18 protein-coding genes and 1 pseudogene are annotated in these 19,609 nt (G+C 56.9%); 15 read left to right on the top strand and 4 right to left on the bottom strand.

Annotation, left to right across the window (positions count from 1 at the left end):
• Positions 1 to 17: 17 nt before the first annotated feature.
• The gene (locus AB5Y83_RS19590) at positions 18 to 245 is read right to left on the bottom strand and encodes a FeoA family protein (RefSeq protein WP_005337384.1); all 228 of its coding nucleotides are present in this window, start codon (positions 243 to 245) and stop codon (positions 18 to 20) included.
• 119 nt (positions 246 to 364) lie between these two features.
• On the opposite strand from AB5Y83_RS19590, the gene AB5Y83_RS19585 reads away from it, so the two are divergent.
• The 9 genes from AB5Y83_RS19585 to AB5Y83_RS19545 all read left to right on the top strand — a co-directional run bounded on the left by AB5Y83_RS19585 (position 365) and on the right by AB5Y83_RS19545 (position 11,015).
• On the top strand, positions 365 to 694 hold the full coding sequence (locus AB5Y83_RS19585) for a translation initiation factor (RefSeq protein ID WP_139442615.1): 330 nt from the start codon (positions 365 to 367) through the stop codon (positions 692 to 694).
• A gap of 259 nt (positions 695 to 953) precedes the next feature.
• Positions 954 to 1,511 (top strand): TMEM165/GDT1 family protein, encoded by a 558-nt coding sequence (locus tag AB5Y83_RS19580; protein WP_005337386.1) that lies wholly within the window; start codon positions 954 to 956, stop codon positions 1,509 to 1,511.
• Between the two features lie 164 nt (positions 1,512 to 1,675).
• Positions 1,676 to 2,614, top strand: coding sequence for a DUF2157 domain-containing protein (locus tag AB5Y83_RS19575; protein ID WP_368175805.1), 939 nt, complete (start codon positions 1,676 to 1,678; stop codon positions 2,612 to 2,614).
• Complete coding sequence (locus tag AB5Y83_RS19570; protein ID WP_368175804.1) at positions 2,607 to 3,611, top strand: DUF4401 domain-containing protein; 1,005 nt, start codon at positions 2,607 to 2,609, stop codon at positions 3,609 to 3,611. The genes AB5Y83_RS19575 and AB5Y83_RS19570 overlap by 8 nt, the downstream gene beginning before the upstream one ends.
• Complete coding sequence (locus AB5Y83_RS19565) at positions 3,608 to 4,126, top strand: GDYXXLXY domain-containing protein (protein ID WP_368175803.1); 519 nt, start codon at positions 3,608 to 3,610, stop codon at positions 4,124 to 4,126. The genes AB5Y83_RS19570 and AB5Y83_RS19565 overlap by 4 nt, the downstream gene beginning before the upstream one ends.
• A gap of 71 nt (positions 4,127 to 4,197) precedes the next feature.
• Positions 4,198 to 4,944: a substrate-binding periplasmic protein gene (locus AB5Y83_RS19560; protein WP_368175802.1), complete on the top strand. Its 747-nt coding sequence runs from the start codon at positions 4,198 to 4,200 to the stop codon at positions 4,942 to 4,944.
• A gap of 130 nt (positions 4,945 to 5,074) precedes the next feature.
• Positions 5,075 to 5,821: a substrate-binding periplasmic protein gene (locus tag AB5Y83_RS19555; protein WP_368175801.1), complete on the top strand. Its 747-nt coding sequence runs from the start codon at positions 5,075 to 5,077 to the stop codon at positions 5,819 to 5,821.
• A 139-nt stretch (positions 5,822 to 5,960) separates the two neighbouring features.
• The gene (locus tag AB5Y83_RS19550) at positions 5,961 to 6,716 is read left to right on the top strand and encodes a substrate-binding periplasmic protein (RefSeq protein ID WP_368175800.1); all 756 of its coding nucleotides are present in this window, start codon (positions 5,961 to 5,963) and stop codon (positions 6,714 to 6,716) included.
• A 1,206-nt stretch (positions 6,717 to 7,922) separates the two neighbouring features.
• Complete coding sequence (locus AB5Y83_RS19545) at positions 7,923 to 11,015, top strand: SIR2 family protein (protein ID WP_236269337.1); 3,093 nt, start codon at positions 7,923 to 7,925, stop codon at positions 11,013 to 11,015.
• Between the two features lie 723 nt (positions 11,016 to 11,738).
• On the opposite strand, the gene cysS is transcribed toward AB5Y83_RS19545, so the two are convergent.
• The gene (cysS, locus tag AB5Y83_RS19540; RefSeq protein ID WP_019445081.1) at positions 11,739 to 13,115 is read right to left on the bottom strand and encodes a cysteine--tRNA ligase; all 1,377 of its coding nucleotides are present in this window, start codon (positions 13,113 to 13,115) and stop codon (positions 11,739 to 11,741) included.
• Between the two features lie 212 nt (positions 13,116 to 13,327).
• Between cysS and AB5Y83_RS19535 the strand changes: the two genes are divergently transcribed.
• The 4 genes and pseudogenes from AB5Y83_RS19535 (at position 13,328) to AB5Y83_RS19520 (ending at position 15,810) form a co-directional block, all read left to right on the top strand.
• Entirely contained in the window at positions 13,328 to 13,825 is a 498-nt protein-coding gene (locus AB5Y83_RS19535) for a peptidylprolyl isomerase (protein ID WP_005337417.1), read from the top strand.
• A pseudogene (locus AB5Y83_RS19530) lies at positions 13,815 to 14,607 on the top strand (DUF4269 domain-containing protein). The gene AB5Y83_RS19535 and the pseudogene AB5Y83_RS19530 overlap by 11 nt, the downstream one beginning before the upstream one ends.
• Entirely contained in the window at positions 14,604 to 15,338 is a 735-nt protein-coding gene (lpxH, locus tag AB5Y83_RS19525) for a UDP-2,3-diacylglucosamine diphosphatase (RefSeq protein WP_368175799.1), read from the top strand. Before AB5Y83_RS19530 ends, lpxH begins: the two are co-directional and overlap by 4 nt.
• Before the next feature lie 223 nt (positions 15,339 to 15,561).
• Positions 15,562 to 15,810 carry a GlsB/YeaQ/YmgE family stress response membrane protein gene (locus AB5Y83_RS19520; RefSeq protein WP_005350930.1) on the top strand — a complete coding sequence of 83 codons (249 nt, stop codon included), beginning with the start codon at positions 15,562 to 15,564 and terminating at the stop codon, positions 15,808 to 15,810.
• A 66-nt stretch (positions 15,811 to 15,876) separates the two neighbouring features.
• On the opposite strand, the gene AB5Y83_RS19515 is transcribed toward AB5Y83_RS19520, so the two are convergent.
• Positions 15,877 to 17,232, bottom strand: a complete 1,356-nt coding sequence (locus AB5Y83_RS19515) for a sensor histidine kinase (RefSeq protein WP_368175798.1) — start codon at positions 17,230 to 17,232, stop codon at positions 15,877 to 15,879.
• A gap of 43 nt (positions 17,233 to 17,275) precedes the next feature.
• Complete coding sequence (gene tctD / locus AB5Y83_RS19510) at positions 17,276 to 17,950, bottom strand: transcriptional regulator TctD (RefSeq protein ID WP_005350926.1); 675 nt, start codon at positions 17,948 to 17,950, stop codon at positions 17,276 to 17,278.
• A 222-nt stretch (positions 17,951 to 18,172) separates the two neighbouring features.
• Here tctD and AB5Y83_RS19505 point away from each other — a divergent pair, with 222 nt between their 5' ends.
• Together AB5Y83_RS19505 and AB5Y83_RS19500 are read left to right on the top strand one after the other, a co-directional pair.
• Entirely contained in the window at positions 18,173 to 19,159 is a 987-nt protein-coding gene (locus AB5Y83_RS19505) for a Bug family tripartite tricarboxylate transporter substrate binding protein (protein ID WP_368175797.1), read from the top strand.
• An 11-nt stretch (positions 19,160 to 19,170) separates the two neighbouring features.
• On the top strand, positions 19,171 to 19,602 hold the full coding sequence (locus tag AB5Y83_RS19500; protein ID WP_042082375.1) for a tripartite tricarboxylate transporter TctB family protein: 432 nt from the start codon (positions 19,171 to 19,173) through the stop codon (positions 19,600 to 19,602).
• Positions 19,603 to 19,609 lie beyond the last annotated feature (7 nt).

The following is a 19,609-nucleotide window of genomic DNA, read 5'->3' as shown; positions in this document are numbered from 1 at the left end:
GGTAGCCTAGCAGGGGGTTATACCGGCTCGACTTCTATTTGCTGGGCCAGACTCTTTTGCATGGAGAGACAGATCCCCTGGCACTGGATCTGGAGCGGGTCCCCCAGGGGGGCGGAGCGCAGATAGATGACTTCAGTCTGGGGCAACAGGCCCATCACCATCAGTTTGCGGCGCAGCGGCCGGGCGAGCTGATTCATATTCTTGATGCGAGCACTCTGTCCCGGTGACAACTGCGTGAGTACCATGACTGACTCCTGAAGTTAAACAATAATAATTCGCTTTTACTTGGGGCATTATAAGCTGTGTCTTCAACTTTTATTTGAGTAAAATCAAACTCCGCTTAGCTAACCCATAAAGTATTGCCATGAGTCACGACAACAACAGCCGCCTCGTTTACAGCACAGATGGTGGCGTGATCAAGGAGCAGAGCGCTCCCCAATCCGCCTCCCCCTTCCCCACCGACGGCACCGTGCGCATTCGCCGCGAGACCAAGGGGCGCAAGGGCGCAGGGGTGATCACCATTCATGGCGTACCCGCCGATCAGCAAAAATCCCTGGCCACCCTGCTCAAGAAAAAGTGCGGCACCGGTGGCGGTATCAAGGAAGGGGTAATCGAGATCCAGGGGGATAAACGGGACCTGATCAAAACCGAGCTGGAGAAAGCCGGTTTCAGCGTCAAGCTGGTGGGTGGCTGATCCCCTTGTCACTCATGCGGTTTTTCCCTAGAATGCCCGCTCCCATCGAGGGGGAGTAGTCTCGCACGCCGGTGCCATCCATTGCATGAATACCGGTTTGCGACCCTGATCAACATACTTGGTGCCAAATCACCATGGTCAGGGTGATCCATGCCAGCCATGGATTTGACAAGACCTTTGACGGGCCAGTGCCAATACCGGGGACGGATGGCGCAGGCTTGTCTTTGGTTTATAACAATTCCGTCCCCCGGTCATTTTTATGGAAGCCTTGTTAACCTCAACCCTCAGCGTCGCTATTGCCGAAATCGGCGATAAAACCCAGCTGTTGGCGTTGCTGCTCATCTGCCGTTTTCGCAAGCCCTGGCCCATCATCGCCGGCATGCTGGCGGCTACCTTGCTCAACCATGCGGGCGCTGCCTGGATTGGCGAGTTCATCAGCCGCTGGCTCGATCCCAAGATAATGACCTGGCTGGTCGCCATCGCCTTTATCGCCATGGCTATCTGGATTTTGGTGCCGGACAAGATGGATGACGAGGAGAGCTCGCTGGATAAATACGGCCCCTTTATGGCCACCTTCGTGCTCTTCTTCATCGCCGAGATTGGTGACAAGACCCAGATCGCCACCGTATTGCTGGCCGCCAAGTATGACTCGCTGGTGCAGGTCATTACCGGGACCACCCTCGGCATGATGCTGGCCAACGTGCCTGTGGTGCTGATCGGCAAGCTGGGGGCGGACAAGCTGCCGCTCAAGGGGATCCGCATCGCCTGCGCCATCCTCTTTGTCGGCCTCGGGGTGAGCACCCTGATCTTTGCCTGATCGCCTTTTCCGCTGACCAAGCCCTCCCCTGTGGAGGGCTTTTTTGTTTGCTGCTGTGTCTATTGCGTAATCCGCTGTCGCAACCACCTGCCTTACAGCCAAGGGGCAGTGCACGGTTGCGGGTGCCTCATGCCATAATGGGGCAAACCTCGTGGAGTCCCCCCATGCACAACGTATCAAGAGAGACGCTTCTCGAATGGGTCAAACAGGGACGGCTGGCGCCAGAGAAGCTGGCGGACGCCCTGACCCTCACCGATCTTCCCCCCCATCCGGCGCGCTGGCAGTGGCTGTTTGACCGGCTGCTGCTCTGGCTCGGTGCCCTCTGCATCGGGGCTGGCCTCATCTTCTTCGTCGCCTTCAACTGGCAAGAGCTGGGCCGGGTCTCCCGCCTCGCCCTGCTGGAGGCGCCGCTGCTCGCCATGCTGCTTCTGCTGTGGCGAAAGCCCCTTGGGGATACCCCCCGTCAGGCGCTGCTGCTCGCCATCGCCCTCAATATCGGCGCCCTGCTGGCGCTGGTGGGTCAGACCTACCAGACCGGCGCTGATCCCTGGCAGCTGTTCGCCACCTGGGCGCTGATGCTGGTGCCGCTGGCGGCATTTGGCCAAAGTCCCCTGCTCTGGACCTTAAGCTGGCTGCTCGGCCAGCTGGCGCTGGTGCTCTACTGGCGGCTCGGTTTGTTCACCTTCTTCTTTACCTTCGATGAAGAGGGATTGGGCTGGTGCCTTACCCTGCTCAACGCCGCCCTCTGGGGTCTGCTTCTGCTGGCGCCAAACCGCTGGCGCCTGATGCCAAGCTGGCTGGCGGGCCTTGCTGCCGGTCTGGGGGCCACCCTGCTCACCCTGCTGGCGCTGTTTGATGCCGCCTCCCCGCTGGTGTGGCCGCTCTGGCTTGGCTGGCTCGCCACCGCCTATGCCCTGTGGCACCACAGATTTATCGCCGGACTCGCCATGGGGTGCCTCAGCCTGATTGCCGTCATCCTCGCGGCGCTGGGCAAGTGGATGGAGCCCGACATCAACGGCTTTTTGCTGCTGAGCCTGATCGCCATCGGCCTTTCGGTCACCGCCGCCCGCTGGCTGCAACAACAACGGAGGTCTCATGAGTGATCTGACCCTTTGGCAAACGCTGCAACAGGCCAATCTGGTGGAAGGGGAGATGCCCCGTGATACCCAACCCCACTGGTCGAGCCGCTTTCTGCTGGGATTGGTGGGCTGGATTGCCGCCCTGTTCCTGCTCTTTTTCCTGTTTCTCACCTTCGAGCAGCTGACCCGCGAGGCCAACAGCGCCCTGCTGCTCGGGGCCGTGCTGCTGGCGGGGGCCTACGCCCTCAATCGCAGCCAAAGCGGCGATCTCTGGGATCAGTTCGTGCTGGCCCTCACCCTGGCGGCCGATGCCTGGCTGCTCTATGGCCTGCTCGATCAGCTGGACCTTCATCACGCCCTGCTCTGGTTTGGGTTGTGCCTGCTGTCCCTTGCCATCGCCGTGCTGTTCGAGCACTGGCTGGTGCGGCTGTTTCACAGCGTGGCGGCGGCCTTGCTGCTCACCCTTGGCCTCGCCTGCCTCGGGCTGCAACTGCTGGCCCTGCCGCTGGTGATGGCGGCCATCACCTTCTGCTGGCTGCGGGCAGATAGGGATCCAGAGCGCCACCAGCTCTACCACTCCATCACGTTGGGGCTCGCCCTCTCCCTGCTGGTGCTGGGCCGTCTGCACCACCCGCTCTGGGATGGTGGCAGCAGCATGCTGGACGAGCTGGGGCTGTCCCGCCTGCCGCTCTGGCTCAATCCCCTGCTCTGCGCCGCCCTGCTGCTGGCGGTGATGGTGAAACTGAGGCTCCCTCTGCTGTTTGGCCTGCCACTGGTGCTGATCAGTGCCATCATCCCCGGCATGGGGGCAGGCGCACTGGTGCTGATCCTCGGGTTTTATGCCGGCAGTCTGGGGCTGATGACCCTCTCGGCCCTGCTGCTGCTCGGCTATGGCTCGCTCTATTACTACGATCTGGGGCTCACCCTGATGACCAAATCCTGGCTGCTGCTTGGCTCCGGCATCCTGCTGCTGGTGGCCCGCCAGTTGCTCACCACCTTTGCGGCAAGGAGCGACTCATGAAACCCGTCACCCGACAGCTCGCCCTGCTGCTGAGCGGCCTCGCCATTCTGGCAGGCATCAATGCCACCGTCTGGCGCTATGAGCACGCCATGAGCAGCGGCGAAGTGGTGCTGCTGCGACTCGCCCCGGTCGATCCCCGCTCTCTGATGCAGGGGGATTACATGCGGCTCAACTATGAAATTGCCCGCGAGCTGACCAGCCGCGACGCCCGTGCGACTCAAGACAAGGGCAGCGACACCCTGGTGATCCGCCTCGATGCCCATCAGGTGGCCACTCTGGTGGCCGATGGCAAACCGGATCGGCTCGCCAGCGATGAGCGGCTATTGCAGGTGCACCAGAGCGAACGGCAGTGGCAAATTGGCCCCGATGCCTACTTCTTTGAAGAGGGCTCGGGGGAGCAGTACGAAACGGCCCGCTACGGCGAGTTCCGGCTGCAAGCGGATGGCAAGACCCTGCTGGTAGGGCTGCGGGATGAGGCCTACCAACCCATCGGGCAGACCCGCACCCGCTGGTAACGGCAGTGAGTGGCTATTTACTCTGTTCATGGTCACACTCAAGGGAAGGTTGATCGCTAAGGATGTTCCCTATGAGGATATGGCTGATCTGTCATCTGTTGCTGCTCTGCTGGGCCTCGACGGCCCGGGCTGATCTGGGCAAGCTCGAGTACCTCACCGAAGAGTACCCCCCCTACAACTACAGCGATCCGCATGGCCAGCCCACCGGCCTTGCGGTCGATCTGCTGCAGATGATCTGGCAACACAGCGGCGTGCCCCCCCAGCCGGTGCGCATCCTGCCCTGGGCGCGAGGTTATTACTTGCTAACCCAGAAGCCCAACGTGGTGCTCTTCTCCACCGCCCGCACCCAGGCGCGGGAGGATCTCTTCAAGTGGGTATGCCCCATCGGCTACTCGGAGTACATACTGCTGGGCCGCAAAGCGCAGAACATCACCCTGACCGCCTTCGAACAGATGAGCCAGTACAAGATCAGCGCGGTGCGCTCGGATGCCGCCGAGCAGCTGCTGCTCAACAACGGCATGGATGACAACAACATCATCCCGGCCAACCGCCTGTCGCAGGGGTTGAAGATGCTGCTCTCCGGCCGCGCCGACCTGCTCGCCACCAGCAAGCTGGCGGGATATGACGCCATCCGCGAACTGAAGCTGAGCAGCGACGACTTCAACGTGGCCATGGTGCTGAGCGCCGAGCAGCTCTGCTACGCTTTCAGCCGTCAGGTGCCCGACAGCGAGATCACCCTCTTTCAGCAGGGCCTGACCCGCGCCCTCGCCTCGGAGGAGTTTCGCAAATTGCAGGCCAAATACCTGCCGGTGCGCTGAGCACTCACTCACCCGATGGGCAGCAGTTCGCTGCCCATTTTATTGATGAAAGATGCAATAGAGGTGGCTAGCTATTCCCGCCGCAAGCAGTCAAACTGGGCTACATAGTTGATTGCGAAGGATCTTTCCCGTGCGGACATGGCACCTACCTCATCTGCTACTGCTCTTGTGGGCCACCTTCGCGCAGGCCGATCCGGGCAAACTCGAGTATCTGAGCGAAATCTCTCCCCCGTTTAATTTCAGCGACCAGCAAGGGATGCCGACCGGATTGTCGGTGGAGCTGATGCAGCTTATCTGGAAAGCGCGGGGCTTGTCGCCCCAGCCAATCCGCATTCTGCCCTGGGCCCGGGGCTACAACCTGTTGCAACAAAAACCCAATGTGGTGCTGTTTGCCACCGCACGCACCCCGCAGCGGGAGGCGCTTTTCAAGTGGGCCTGCCCCATCGATCACTCTGAGTTTGTGCTGCTGGGGCGCAAGGCGGACAACATCACCCTCGGCTCGGAGGCCGAGATCAGCCGCTACAAGGTCGGCGTGGTGCGCTCCACCGTCTCCAAACAGCTGCTGCTCGAACGCGGTATCGATGAGCACCAGCTGATGCTGGCCAACCGCCTCACCCAGGCGGCCAAAATGCTCACCTCAGGTCGCGCCGATCTGTTTGCGACCAACAAGCTGGCGGGCTATCAAACCCTGCAGCAACTGGGCTTCAAGCCGGATGACTTTCATGTCGCCTTCGTGCTGGATGCCAGACCGCTCTGCTACGCCTTCAGCCGTCAGGTGCCCGACAGTGAGGTCGCCCTCTTTCAGCAGGCGCTGACCCACGTTGTCGCCTCGGCGGATTTCTCGGCCCTGCAAGCCAAATACCTGCCGCAGCGCTAACGCCCCGATCGCCGACGACATTGGGCGCAAGATGGCGGCATGCGCCCGCGCTTTTTTGCCAAACATGCTCCGTCGCCTTGGCGAAATCGGCCAGCTTGGTCACACTTGAGCAGATATTCCCTTGATCAGGATGGCAAAAATGAAACCATGGATTGGATTGGCCGGGGCGCTGCTGGCCACCCTCGCACAGGCGAGTCCTGAGCTTGGCAAACTGCACTACATCACCGAAGAGTACAAACCCTACAACTACGCCGATGCCAGCGGCGCCCCCACCGGCCTCGCGGTCGAACTGCTGCAACTGGTATGGAAAAAGACCAATACACCGGCGCAGCCCATCACCATCATGCCGTGGGCGCGCGGTTACTACCTGCTGACCCAAAAGCCCAATGCGGTGCTCTTCTCCACCGCCCGCACCCAGGCACGGGATCCTCTGTTCAAGTGGGCCTGCCCCATCGGGTATGCCGAGATCGTGCTGGTGGGGCTGGCCGATCGCAATATCACCATCACCAAGCTCGACGATGCCAAGACGTTCAATATCGGGGCGGTACGAGCCGATGTGGGGGAGCAACTGCTGCTCAACAACGGCTTTGACGAGAGCAAACTGATGGCCGCCAACCGGCTGGCACAGGCGCTGAAGATGCTCACCTCAGGCCGGGTCGATCTGGTCTCCACCAACAAGACCACCATGGAGCAGCTGATCGTCGAACAAAAACTCGATCCCGCCCGCTTCAAGGAGCAGTGGGTACTGAGCTCGGAGCAGTTCTGCTTCGCCTTCAGCCATCCGGTGAGCGACGAACTGGTCAAGGAGTTCCAGACCGGCTTGACCCAGGTACTGGCGAGCAGCGAATACCCGCTGCTGCACAGCAAATACTTCCCTGCCCCCGCCACCAAATAGCGGCGTCGAGCGCCAACAACAAGGGGCCCACTGCGGGCCCCTTCGCTTTTCTCCGTTTGCGCGCCCCTCCTTTACCGTTTGCGTCCCCCTCGCGGCGTCACCCCACCGCCCTGCCAGCTCCAAGCCCCGACAACCAACAACTAATCACCAATTAATAAAAGTTTGTGCCAGCGCAAAAAATCACTCTTTTCTGATAGTTAGCTCATCAAAACCATAGATAAGACCACTCTGGCTCCGTAATATGGCGACGGGCGTCTGTTGACCCCTTTTCCGAGATCAATGGTCAACGGCGCAATCTGGTAGCGACAGTCAGGGGCGGTAGCAACTTTAGCGTAGGGTCGATTAGCGAAGCGTAATCGTCCGCGGTAACCGTCCCCTCTCCCCTTGCGGGAGAGGGCTAGGGTGAGGGGTCGGTAACGTCTTTGCCCTGCAACAGGGTATTGGCACGGCTTCGCCAGTAGGGTCGATTAGCGAAGCGTAATCGTCCACGGTCGCTGTTCCCTCTCCCCGTGCGGGAGAGGGTTAGGGTGAGGGGGTCGGTAACGTCTTTGCCCTGCAACAAGGTATTGGCATGGCTTCGCCATGCAGGACGCGAGGACTCCGTCCTCGATGGGGTTTCGCCGCCGCTACGCGGCTTGGCGAGTGACTTTTCTTTGCGTGGCCAAAGAAAAGTCACCAAAAGAAAGGCCACCCCCACTTGTTCGCCCTCCTGCGTCGGGTTCCCTCGGTTCAGGCAAAAGGTCTGGCGGAACGACGCAGACGGTACATCCCTGTACCGCCTGCGTCTGCGCCGTCGTCCATGACGGCGCTCCTGACCTTGTGCCCTCAACTCGGCGAACAACAGGGGGCAACTCCCAACCCGCAGCATCGAGGTTGGTTAACAGCATCCGGTGTATTCGAGACTGTGATCGGGAGAGACGTTATCTCTGATCCGCCCCTCGCCCACTCTATTACGAGATTAGATTGTCGCACTTATGCAACAGGTGTTATCGACATGGTTGCATAGGTGAAAAAATCATGGTGGGTATAACGGCAAGCGGCAGATATCCCAATTGGGAAACGGCTTTATATTGAAGGCTCGGCAGTGAGTATTTCACCGTAATAACACCATATTTCTCGAACGTCCGATTACGCTTCACTAATTGAACCTACGGGCTAATTAATATTCCACTCATACGCCATCAAAAAATTAATGGACTTCATATAATGAATATATCAAGTTATGAACGTTTAGTTACATCATTAATTAACGATATTAAGAAAAAAAGAAAAATTACATTTCTTTTCGGTTCAGCAATAAGTGTATCAAAAGATGGTAGTGGCGTACCAGGGGTAAACTCGATCATTGAAATTATAAGAGAGTACCTGGAAGAGTCTGAAATGCTGGAGGACTATTGTGCAGTACAAAAACATCTTTCTGGTTCAGAAGGCTATCAAGAAATATTTGATTATTTGCTTTCTGTAGGAGAGCAATCTGATCTACAAACCATCATGAACAGAGTCATGGATAGAGCAAAATGTGGCGATGAATGGCAAATAACAAAAACCATACAAGATCTAACAAAACTTATAAAACTTGGTTTCTTCAATATAAGCCATATATTTACAACCAACTTTGACCCCTTGCTAGAAGAGTCTCTTGACAAAAATGACATTCATGTAAATAAGATTGTACTAGATTGTGATTCAAATATCATTAGTTTTGACTCATATAACAAGAGTGCTATTAACGTTATACATCTCCATGGGTTCTACACTGGAGATACTATGCATACACCGAATCAGTTATTAGCTACCAGGGTGCAGTTAAAGGAATCTTTGAAAGAAATTCTTTCTGAATGCAAGCTATATGTTATTGGATATGGTGGTTGGGATGATATATTTAACGTCACATTGACTGAAATTGTAAACACACCCAAAAGCAAATATGAAGTTAGGTGGGCATTCTTTAATGAAAACGAATCGGAAATTAGAGAACATAATGCAAAATTAATTTCAACACTTCAACCAGCAATACTAAAAGGAAGATTTAATATTTATAAGGGTGTTAATTGCGATATATTATTTGAAGATATATACAATAAAATAAATAGAATTGAAATAACTGACTCGAAAAAATCAGACGACGGAAGAGTTGAGGAAAAAAATAAAATAATCCCACTTTCTGATCTATATTCTCCACCTAGCAAAAAAAGAAATGATTTTTATATAAAACCATTTCCTAACCCTCCTGATCCATCACATGAAACAATCAGATTATCAGAGCAAGGCGATGCTTTTGATATATTACAAAAAGATGGTAGTCTCACTTTAATTTGTGGGTGGGGATATGGAAAACTTGGTTTTATATCATCCCTTTTTTCAGACAACTTATCAGGATATACACAATTAAGAACTGATTTATCTACTGCAGAAAATAAAGAGCAAATTGAAATTAAAATCAGAGAAGATGTTGGCGTTGATTTCACTATGCTGGCAGCAGGTGGAATAGAATCGAGTCGATTAGTTATTATTTTTGACAATATAATACATACAAACAATGATGTTATCAGTTACCTCAATGGCATAATAGATATTATTAGAGATTACGGGAATATAATAAAGGGTATATTTATTGTCAGTAAAGATTGTAATCTTTCAAATGAAAAGATTCGATTAAAGAATCTTGATATCGTTGATGTAAAAGAATACATCCGCATTATTCCAGAATCAAGAAACATGAGTATCTCGTCACTTGAACGTCTGTGTCATAAATCATCAGGTTTACCAGCCAAGCTAGATTTAATAAAGAACTTTCTAGAATTTACCTCACTAGAACATGTATTAGAGGATGCTCATGGAGAACTTGATCTGATACCAAATGACTCATCAGATAGCATCCCTAAATATCTGTTGGATAAGATTTCAACACTTTCAAGAGCAGAGAAGGATGAGAATGCCAGACTATATGAACTATTAAAAATATTGAGTATTATTGAGTATGGCGAACAAGCTAGAAATATAATGCGACATTACTATTCATATAGGTTCACATTATCTGACTTTGCTATTTTGATAGATATGGATCTAATTTACCCAATTGATATAGAGGATTTTCAAGGGGTAAAAATAAATAGAGTTAACTCTCTAGTTAAAGATTATGTCATTTCATTAATGGATCCCGAGGAACTTCATAGTCAACGCCACAATGCTATGTCATTAATTCTAGGGGAATGTTGGAAGCAAGGGCGAACAGATCTTATATCTACATCAAAGATGGTTTTTAACTATATGGATTTTTCCCCTGGGAATGCCCATGTCCTTTTAATCTCAGAACTAAAACATGCTAAAAAACATTCACAAGACACCGACACAATTATTAAAGCAATGGTTGCATACTGCACCCTGTTAAAGGATAAGAGCAGGTTTAAAGAGGTTACTGCCTTTGCACAGGAAATAATTAATTTAAATATAGCAAAAAATACAATTGATGCATTATGGATTAATTATTTCCTTGCAGAAGGAATGCGCATGCTTGGGCAAGAGGATGCTGCCATCTCAATTTTAGAACCTATATTTGAAGATATAGATAGAAACAAAAAATTATATAATAAAGATTTATATGAAAGAATCATGCATACTTTAGCTTTATCATACTCTCATTCAAATAATGAAAAAGCCTATATTTTTGCTAAAAAATTACGCTCTGAATCACCGAAAAAATCTTATGGTAGATTCTTAGGGGAAAAAATATTCACAACTAAACTTCCAAAGGAAGAACGAATTGTCAGACTAAAGAAAATAGAGAAGTTAGCCCGAAGCAGCGGGATTGTTAATATAGCGAACAACATTAGTTTAGAACTTGCCAGATTATTAAAAGACCAAGAAATGGAATATGTAAACAAAGTAATGTCATCGGAGGATAGCATTTATACTAAAATACGTGCAATGCTAATAAAATTTGATGAAATAATTAGATCAAAACCCAGCATTTCACTTAATGCCAAAGATAGAATGAGCTTGTTAAGTGCTTATAGTTACTTGTTTATGCAACGACTAGACAAGCTTTTCAACCGATGTCACGAGATCTTATGGAAAGTACTAGAAAATGATAATGATGTAGAGCAACTCTATAAATTATTTATGACCAGCGCTTTAGTTTGGCGCGTTAATGGTAATCACTTCGATGAGCTGAAATATGCAAAACTAATGCAGTCGATACTTGAATTAGCTAATGGGAACGATGATACAAGGATAAAAAGCATTCAACAACGATGCCTGCTTATCCAAAAATCTAACATACCAGAACTGGAATTCTAAACTATACAAACCTCAGCCTGGAGCTACGTTTTTATTTCGATTCCCTAAGCTGTCTTTCACTACGACTGCAGCCTATTAAGTCAATTCCTCGCACGGTTGATCGCCTGAGATGGAATCTGCGTTCAACATGCACGCTAAAGTCACGGGCGGGCACGGTATTGGTTCCCCCTGTAAACCGCCGAGTCGAGTTCAACGGGTCAGGAGCGCCATCAGGGATGATGGCGCAGCCGCAGCCGGCACAGGGATGTGCCGTCTGCGGCGCTCCGTCCGACCCGTTGGACGAGACGAGGGAACCCGCGAAGCGGGCGGTTTGCCGGGGGAAAAGACTTTTGGTGACTTTTGGTCTTTCAAAAGTCACTCGCCAAGCCGCGCAGCGGCGGCGAAACCCCGTCGAGGGCAGTGCCCTCGCGTCCTGCATGGCGAAGCCATGCCATTCAAGCGCTGGATGGCATTCAGCCGAGGAATGACGTTAGCCCCCCTCTCCCGCAAGGGGAGAGGGGGGGCTGATCCTGCATGGCGAAGCCATGCCATTAAGGCGTTGGACGGCATTCAGCCGAGGAATGACGTTAGTCCCCTCACCCTAACCCTCTCCCCCAAGGGGCGAGGGGATCAGACCGCAGGATGCCGAGACTTCGGCAGACCACAAAAAAACCGCAGCCCAAGGGCTGCGGTTTTTTATTGGCTTAACCTGTTGGCACCAGACGCCAACAAGGCCCACCGCCCTTAGGCACGGCGCCAGCTGGTCTTGCCGGCGCTGTCTTCCAGCACGATGCCCATCTCGGTGAGACGGTTGCGGGCGGCATCGGCAGCAGCCCAGTTCTTGTCGGCACGGGCCTGATTGCGCTCGGCGATCAGGCGCTCGATTTCGGCAACCTCTTCGTCCGCTTCGTCACCTTTGAGGAAAGCCTCGGGGTCTTGCTGCAGGATGCCGAGCACGGCGCCCAGCTCGCGCAGACGGGCGCCCAGCGCGGCGGCTACGGCCATATCTTCACCCTTCTGGCGGTTGATCTCGCGCACCAGATCGAACAGGGCGGAGTAGGCTTCCGGGGTGTTGAAGTCGTCGTCCATCGCTTCCTTGAAGCGCGCTACCTGCTCGTCGCCACCGGCAGCAGCGGCCACCGGCAGATCGCGCAGGGCGGTGTACATGCGCTCCAGCGCGGCGCGGGCTTGCTTCAGGTTATCTTCCGAGTAGTTGAGCTGGCTGCGGTAGTGGCCAGACATCAGGAAGTAACGGACGGTTTCGGCGTCGTAGTGGGCCAAAACGTCGCGGATAGTGAAGAAGTTGCCAAGGGATTTGGACATCTTCTCTTTATCCACCATCACCATGCCGCTGTGCATCCAGGTGTTGACGTAGTCGCCACCGTGGGCGCAGCAGGACTGGGCAATTTCGTTCTCGTGGTGCGGGAACTGCAGATCGGAGCCGCCGCCGTGGATGTCGAAGTGGTTGCCAAGGTGCTTGGAGTTCATGGCGGAGCATTCGATGTGCCAGCCAGGACGGCCTGGGCCCCAGGGGCTTTCCCAGGTCGGCTCGCCGGGCTTGGACATCTTCCACAGCACGAAGTCGAGCGGGTTGCGCTTGGCATCGACCACGTCAACGCGGGCACCGGCTTGCAGTTGCTCCAGATCCTGACCGGAGAGCTTGCCGTAGTCGGCATAGGATTCGACGATAAACATCACATCGCCGTTGTCCGCCACGTAGGCGTGCTCTTTTTCCAGCAGGGATTGCACCAGCTCGATGATCTCTTCGATGTGCTGGGTGGCACGCGGTTCGATATCCGGGCGCACCATGCCGAGGGCGTCGAAGTCGGCGTGCATGTCGCCAATCAGACGCTCGGTCAGCTCGTCGCAGGTGACGCGGGTTTCAGCGGCGCGCTTGATGATCTTGTCATCCACGTCGGTGATGTTGCGCACATAGGTCAAGTCGTAACCGGCGTAACGCAGGTAGCGAGCCACCACATCAAAGGCGACGAAGGTGCGGCCGTGGCCGATATGACAGTGATCGTAGATGGTGACACCACACACATACATGCCCACCTTGCCCGGGTGGATAGGTTTGAATTCTTCTTTTTGACGAGTGAGTGTGTTGTATATCTTCAGCATCTTCTAACCACTGCCTGTGAGTAAAATGGTTGGTCATAATACCCCGTTCGGGGGCAGAAAACGAGGCAGAAAAGCGGGCCAATCCCGCCTGCCAGCACTGTTACGGCGCCTGAGAGACTATGCCGCCAGCCCCTGATGGGCTAGAATTGCCACCACTTTATGCCATACACCTGCGGGCACTTCGTCGCCCGCATCAAATGAAAGGACATATCATGGTCACTCTGCACACCAATCACGGCGACATCACCCTCACCCTGAATGCTGAAAAAGCCCCGGAAACCGTGGCCAACTTCCTGCAATACTGCCGTGACGGTCACTACGACAACACCATTTTCCACCGCGTCATCGACGGCTTCATGATCCAGGGCGGCGGCTATGCCCCGGGCTTTGAAGAGAAAGACACTCGCGCCCCCATCAAGAACGAAGCGGCTAACGGTCTCTCCAACAAGATCGGCACCATCGCCATGGCCCGCACCATGGAGCCGCACTCTGCCAGCGCCCAGTTCTTCATCAACGTGAACAACAACGACTTCCTCGACTTCAAATCCGCTACCACCCAGGGCTTCGGCTACTGCGTATTCGGTGAAGTGACCGCCGGTATGGACGTGGTCAACAAGATCAAGGGCGTCAAGACCGGTAACTACGGCCGCATCCACCAGGACGTGCCGGTAGAAGACGTAGTGATCACCAAGGTGACCCTTGCTGACTGATCTCTGCCGACTCGGCACTGACAAAACTGCGGCCCCGGCCGCAGTTTTTCCATCTGCCTCCCCCACTGCCAGTCCGAACTGGCGCCGCCTCGACTATCTGGCCCACGGCAACCCGCGCCAGCGCTCGGCCCATGCCCTGCTCACCGCCGGTGTGTGGGATGAGCTTGCAGCGCAGTGCGCCGATATGGCACTGGTGAGCACGCTCGCCATCGGCCTCGATCGGCCGGGCAGCGATCTCGATATTCTCTGCCAGCATCCTGATCCGGCGGCATTTGCCGCTACTTTTGCAGCTCAAGGCTGGCAGGCGAGCCCCAAGGGCGACAATGTCTGGCTGCTGGAGCGCACCTTTTCCTGCCTTGACCAGCACAGTGCCGATTGCGATCACAGCGAAGCCAGCTGGCCGCTGGAGCTCTATGTCACCCCCGCCCCCATCGAAACGCTGAATGGCTGGCGCCACCTCACCCTGATGGCCGCGTTGCTCGAGCGGTTTGGTGATGCCTTCTACCGCGAAGTGCTGCGCCTGCGCCTTGAAGAGGGATTGAAAGGGGAAGCGGCCATGTGCCGGTTGCTGGGTCTGGCGGGCGATCCTTACGCCGCGCTGCTGACGCTGGAGGGACGCAATCTGGCCGAGCTGTCATGGCAGCCGCCATCCCGTGACGATATCCATACCTTAACTGGCGCGATGGCGCCCGCAGCGCACTATTCGTCCCCAATTGTTTCTACTATCTCTGCCACCCCCCGTTTGCCCTGTTTCGACCGAGAGCCCGACCCCCACATCATGAGCACCCTCTTTATCAGTGACATTCACCTCTCTGCCCAGCGGCCCGATATGACCGCGGCACTGGTGCGCTTTCTCGAGCACGACGCCCCCGGCGCCGATGCCCTCTATGTGCTAGGGGATCTCTTCGAATTCTGGATTGGCGATGATGACCCCAATCCGCTCCATCAGCAGATGGCCGATGCCTTCTTGGCCCTGAGCCAGCAGAACGTGCCCATCTACTTTATCCACGGCAACCGTGACTTTCTGCTGGGACAGCAGTTCGCCAAGCGCGCGGGGATGACATTGCTGGGTGACCCTTGCGTTATCGACCTCTATGGGGAGCGGGTAGTGCTGAGCCACGGCGATCTGCTCTGCACCCTGGATGAGGGGTATCAGAAGTTTCGCCGCATCACCCAACTCAAGTGGCTGCGCTGGCTCTTTTTGCGACTGCCGCTCGCCCGCCGTCAGGCCATCGCCTGCAAGATGCGCGGCCAAAGCCAGATGGAAAATGCCCACAAGAGCCAGATCATCATGGATGTAACGCCCGCAGCGGTGGACGACACCCTGCGTGCCCACGACTGCCGGATGATGATCCACGGCCACACCCACAGACCCGCCATCCACGACTTCACCCTCGATGGCCAGCCCGCCCGCCGCATCGTGCTGGGAGACTGGTTCGAGCAAGGCTCGGTGCTGATCTGCCGCCCTGGCGAGCAGCGGCTGGAAATGCGGGCGCTGGCAGCCGCACGCTGACAGCAGGTTCACAAGGCATCAATAAAGAGAGGGGCGCGTCAGCAGTGACGCGCCCCTTGTTCATGGGCAAAACAGGCGCGTGGCTCAAAGAGGCGCGGCCGTCACCGCATCCCCTGCGTCATAACAAGTCCGACAGCTTGTGACCGGCCAGCACCATCCGGCCCTTCGCATCCCGGCATCCCTGCCTATAATGCGGGCTCAAACACACAGAGAGGATTAATCCATGGGCTTTATCAGCTGGATCGTATTGGGACTGTTGGTGGGTATTCTGGCGAAGTGGATCATGCCAGGCCGCGACGGTGGTGGTTTCTTCATGACCGCCCTGCTGGGGATTGTCGGCGCCATGGTTGGTGGCTATGTGGGTACCCTGCTGGGGCTGGGCTCAGTGACCGGTTTCAATATCCCGAGCATCGCGCTGGCGACCGTGGGCGCCCTTATCGTCCTGTTTGTCTTCAACAAGATCCGCAGCTGACCCCCACCGCCATCTATGTGTAGATAAACAGGGCACCGCGAGGTGCCCTCTCTTTTTTTATCGCCCTCACGATGTTGCCAGCGGCAAGATCAACCTCACCAGCAAGCCCCCCAGCTGGGTGCTCGGCAGCAACACCACTTCGCCGTGGTGGTAGTGGGCGATATCGCGCACCAGCGCCAGACCCAGCCCCGCTCCCGGCTGTTCACTCCCCTGCTCGAGGCGCTGGAACGGCTGCCAGACCCGTTCCGCCTGTTCGGGGGCGATGCCGGGGCCGCTATCCTCCACCTCCAGCCAGATCTGCCCGTTGCTTCGCACCACCCGCGCCGTCACGGTGCCGTGGGGTGGGGTGTATTTGATGGCGTTGTCGAGCAGGTTGGCGCAAAGCTCCCCGAGCAGCAGCGGCTCCCCCGCCACCATGATGGCGGACTCCTCCCCTTCGTAACCGAGATCGATCCCCTTGCTGCGGGCCTGCGCCAGCCGTGACAAACAGGCCTGCTGCACCAGCGCCGTCAACTCCATGGGCTCACGCTGGCGCAGCCCGGAGCACTCGTCCGATTTGAGCCGGGCCAGCAACAGTAACCGTTCGGTCAGGGCGATGGTGTGATCAAGCCGCACGGCCATGGCATCGAGACTTTCGCTCATCAGGGCCGGATCGCCACTGCCGCGCGCCACCTCAACTTGGGTTTTCAAAATGGTGAGCGGGGTGCGCAGCTGATGGGCGGCATCGGCGCTAAAGCGCTCCTGCCGGGCCACCAGCTGGCGCAATCGGGCCAGCTGGCGGTTGAACGCCTGCACCAGCGGCCGGGTCTCCTGCCAGGGGAGCAGGTCGGGTAATGCGGCAAGATTGGCGGCATCGCGGCGCAGGATCTCCCGCGACAGGCGCCGCATCGGGGTGAGCAGCCGTTTGAGCAACAGATAGGCGAGCAACAGGGTGAGCACCACCAGCGCCCCCTGGGTCAGCAGGGCCGACCAAAGCAACTGCTCCGCCAGCTGCTGGCGACCGAGCAGGGTTTCCGCCACCGTGATGCGGGCCATGCCGTTGACGCCCCCCTCACCCACCGGTTGCAGCAGCATCACGGCACGGATCGGCGCCTCCTGATAGAGCCCGTCGTAGAAGTAGGCGAGCGCCGGATAGCGATCGGTCAGGGGCGTACCGTCCGGCATGGGGGGCAGGTCATCAAAGCCGGAGATGACCCTATCGTCGATGCCGCGCACCTGATAGAAGAGGCGATCGCGCATGTTGCGCTCGAAGCTGTCGAGCACCACGTAAGGCACATCCACCCTGAGGCTGCCTTCGGCTGCCGTCAACCGCTCGGCGACGGTGCGGGCCGAAGCAAGCAGGGTGCGATCATAGGCCGAGGTAGCCGCCGCCAGCGCGCCGTAGTAGCTGTACCAGGCCGAGGCGGCCCAGAGGATCAGCAAGGGGCCCCCCAGAAACAGCAGCAGTTGATGGAGCAGGGAGCGACTAATGGGAAGCCTCCGGCGCCGCTTCCAGCAGATAGCCGAGACCGCGCAGGGTGGTGATCACCACCCCGCTGCCCACCAGCTTTTTGCGCAGCCGGTGGATATAGAGATCGATGCTGTCGAGCCCTACCTCGTCATCGAGGTTGAACACCTGCTCGAACAACTGCCCTTTGGCGACGGGCCGCCCATGGCGGTACATCAGCGCTGTCAGCAGCGCCAGTTCGCGCGGAGTCAGGGCAAGGCGGGCATCGGCCAGCAGAAAATAGCCATCGGGATGCAGGGTCAGACGACCCAGCCGCAACTCGGCACCGCCACTTTCGCTGCGCCGCAGCAGGGCTCGCAGCCGGGCATCCAGCTCCCCCAGATCGAACGGCTTGGCCAGATAGTCATCGGCACCGGCATTGAGGCCGCAGATCCGCTCCTCCACCGCGCCGCGGGCGGTGAGCAGCAGCACCGGCACCCCCTGCCCCCGACTGCGCAACCGGCCGAGTACCGCCAGCCCGTCGAGCTTGGGCATCTCGATATCGAGCACCGCCAGCGCGTACTGTTCGTGGCGCAGCAGGTGGTCAGCCTGAGCCCCGTCAGCCACCCAATCCACCGCGAAACCGGCGCTGGTGAGTGCCCGCGACAGCCAGTGGGCCAGTTCGTGATTATCTTCTGCCAACAGCAAGCGCATCCCTCTCCCCTTGTTCCTAACCACGGCATTCAGCCGCACTGCTTCAACTGCATCCCTTCGTCACTGCCATTGCGGGAGAAGGTGCGATCAGGGTCACACTCCCGGCTCTTGGTCAGCGATTGAAAGGTGAATGAAAGGTTGTTGTTTTAACAATTTCGCATCACTTCGTCTATCGACGGAGTCACACCCAGGAAAAACAACGACAAGATGGAGCACACAACCATGAAGCAACGCACACGTCATGCCCTCGCCCTGCTGACCCTGCTCGGTGCCCTGCCACTGCAGGCGGCCGAAAGTGCCACGACCCCGAGCCGTACCGAATGTATCGCACCGGCCAAACCGGGCGGTGGTTTCGATCTCACCTGCAAGCTGCTGCAGGTGAGCCTGCAGGAGACCGGCACCATCGACAAGCCGATGCGGGTCACCTATATGCCGGGCGGGGTCGGCGCCGTGGCCTACAACGCCATCGTGGCCCAGCGCCCTGCCGAGGCGGGGACCGTGGTCGCCTTCTCCGGTGGCTCCCTGCTCAACCTCTCACAGGGGAAATTTGGCCGTTACGGGGTGGACGATGTGCGCTGGCTGGCGGCGGTGGGCACCGATTACGGCATGATTGCGGTGCGCCACGATGCTCCCTATCAGAACCTCAAGGAGCTGGTGAGCGCCATGGAACGCGATCCCAACAGCGTGGTGATCGGCGCGGGTGCCTCCATCGGCAGTCAGGACTGGATGAAGACGGCGCTGCTGGCCAAACAGGCCGGGGTTGACCCCCACAAGATGCGCTACGTCGCCTTTGAAGGGGGTGGCGAGCCGGCCACCGCGCTGCTGGGCAACCATGTGCAGGCGGTCTCCGGCGATCTGAGCGAGATGGTGCCCTATATCGGCGGCGACAAACTGCGGGTGCTGGCGGTGTTCTCTGCCGAGCGGCTGCCCGGCAAGCTGGCCACCATCCCCACCGCCAAGGAACAGGGTTATGACCTGGTGTGGCCGGTGATCCGCGGCTTCTATGTCGGCCCCAAAGTGAGCGACAGCGAATACCAGTGGTGGAAGCAGACCTTCGATCAGCTGGTGAAGACCGATACCTTCAAGGCGCAGCGGGATCTGCGCGGCCTGTTCGAGTTTGACCTCACCGGCGAGGCGCTCGACAGCTACGTCAAGGAGCAGGTGGCGCAATATCGCGAGCAGGCCAAAGCCTTCGGTCTGGCCAAATAGGAGCCGCAGCCATGAGCGATCGCATCTTCGCCGCCATCTGGCTGTTGCTCTGTCTGGCAGGCGCCGCCATCGCCTGGCAGATCCAGAGCGAATACAGCTATGAGCCGCTGGGGCCGCGCCCCTTCCCGCTCGGCATCATCGGCCTGATGGCGCTCTGCGCCCTGTTGCTGCTGCGCCGCCAGCCGGACACCGTTACCTGGCCGCCGCTGCGTACCCTGCGCCACCTCGCCATCATGGTGGTGGCGCTGGCCGGGTACGGTGCCAGCTTCGAGTGGCTGGGCTTTCCGCTGGCCACCACCCTGCTCACCTTTGTTCTGGGGCGCCTGTTTGGCGCCTCTGCCAAAGCTGCCCTGCTCTCCGGCGTCGTCGGCGGTCTGGTGCTCTATCTCGCCTTCGACCGGCTGCTGGATGTCACCCTGCCCCTCGGCGTCTGGTTCTCTTAAGGAGTCA

This window comes from Aeromonas sp. R5-4 (assembly GCF_040908215.1).
In the GTDB taxonomy this organism is placed as follows: domain Bacteria; phylum Pseudomonadota; class Gammaproteobacteria; order Enterobacterales; family Aeromonadaceae; genus Aeromonas; species Aeromonas veronii.
The sequence above is the reverse complement of the archived record's forward strand: the minus strand, read 5'-3'. Positions and strand labels throughout refer to the sequence as shown.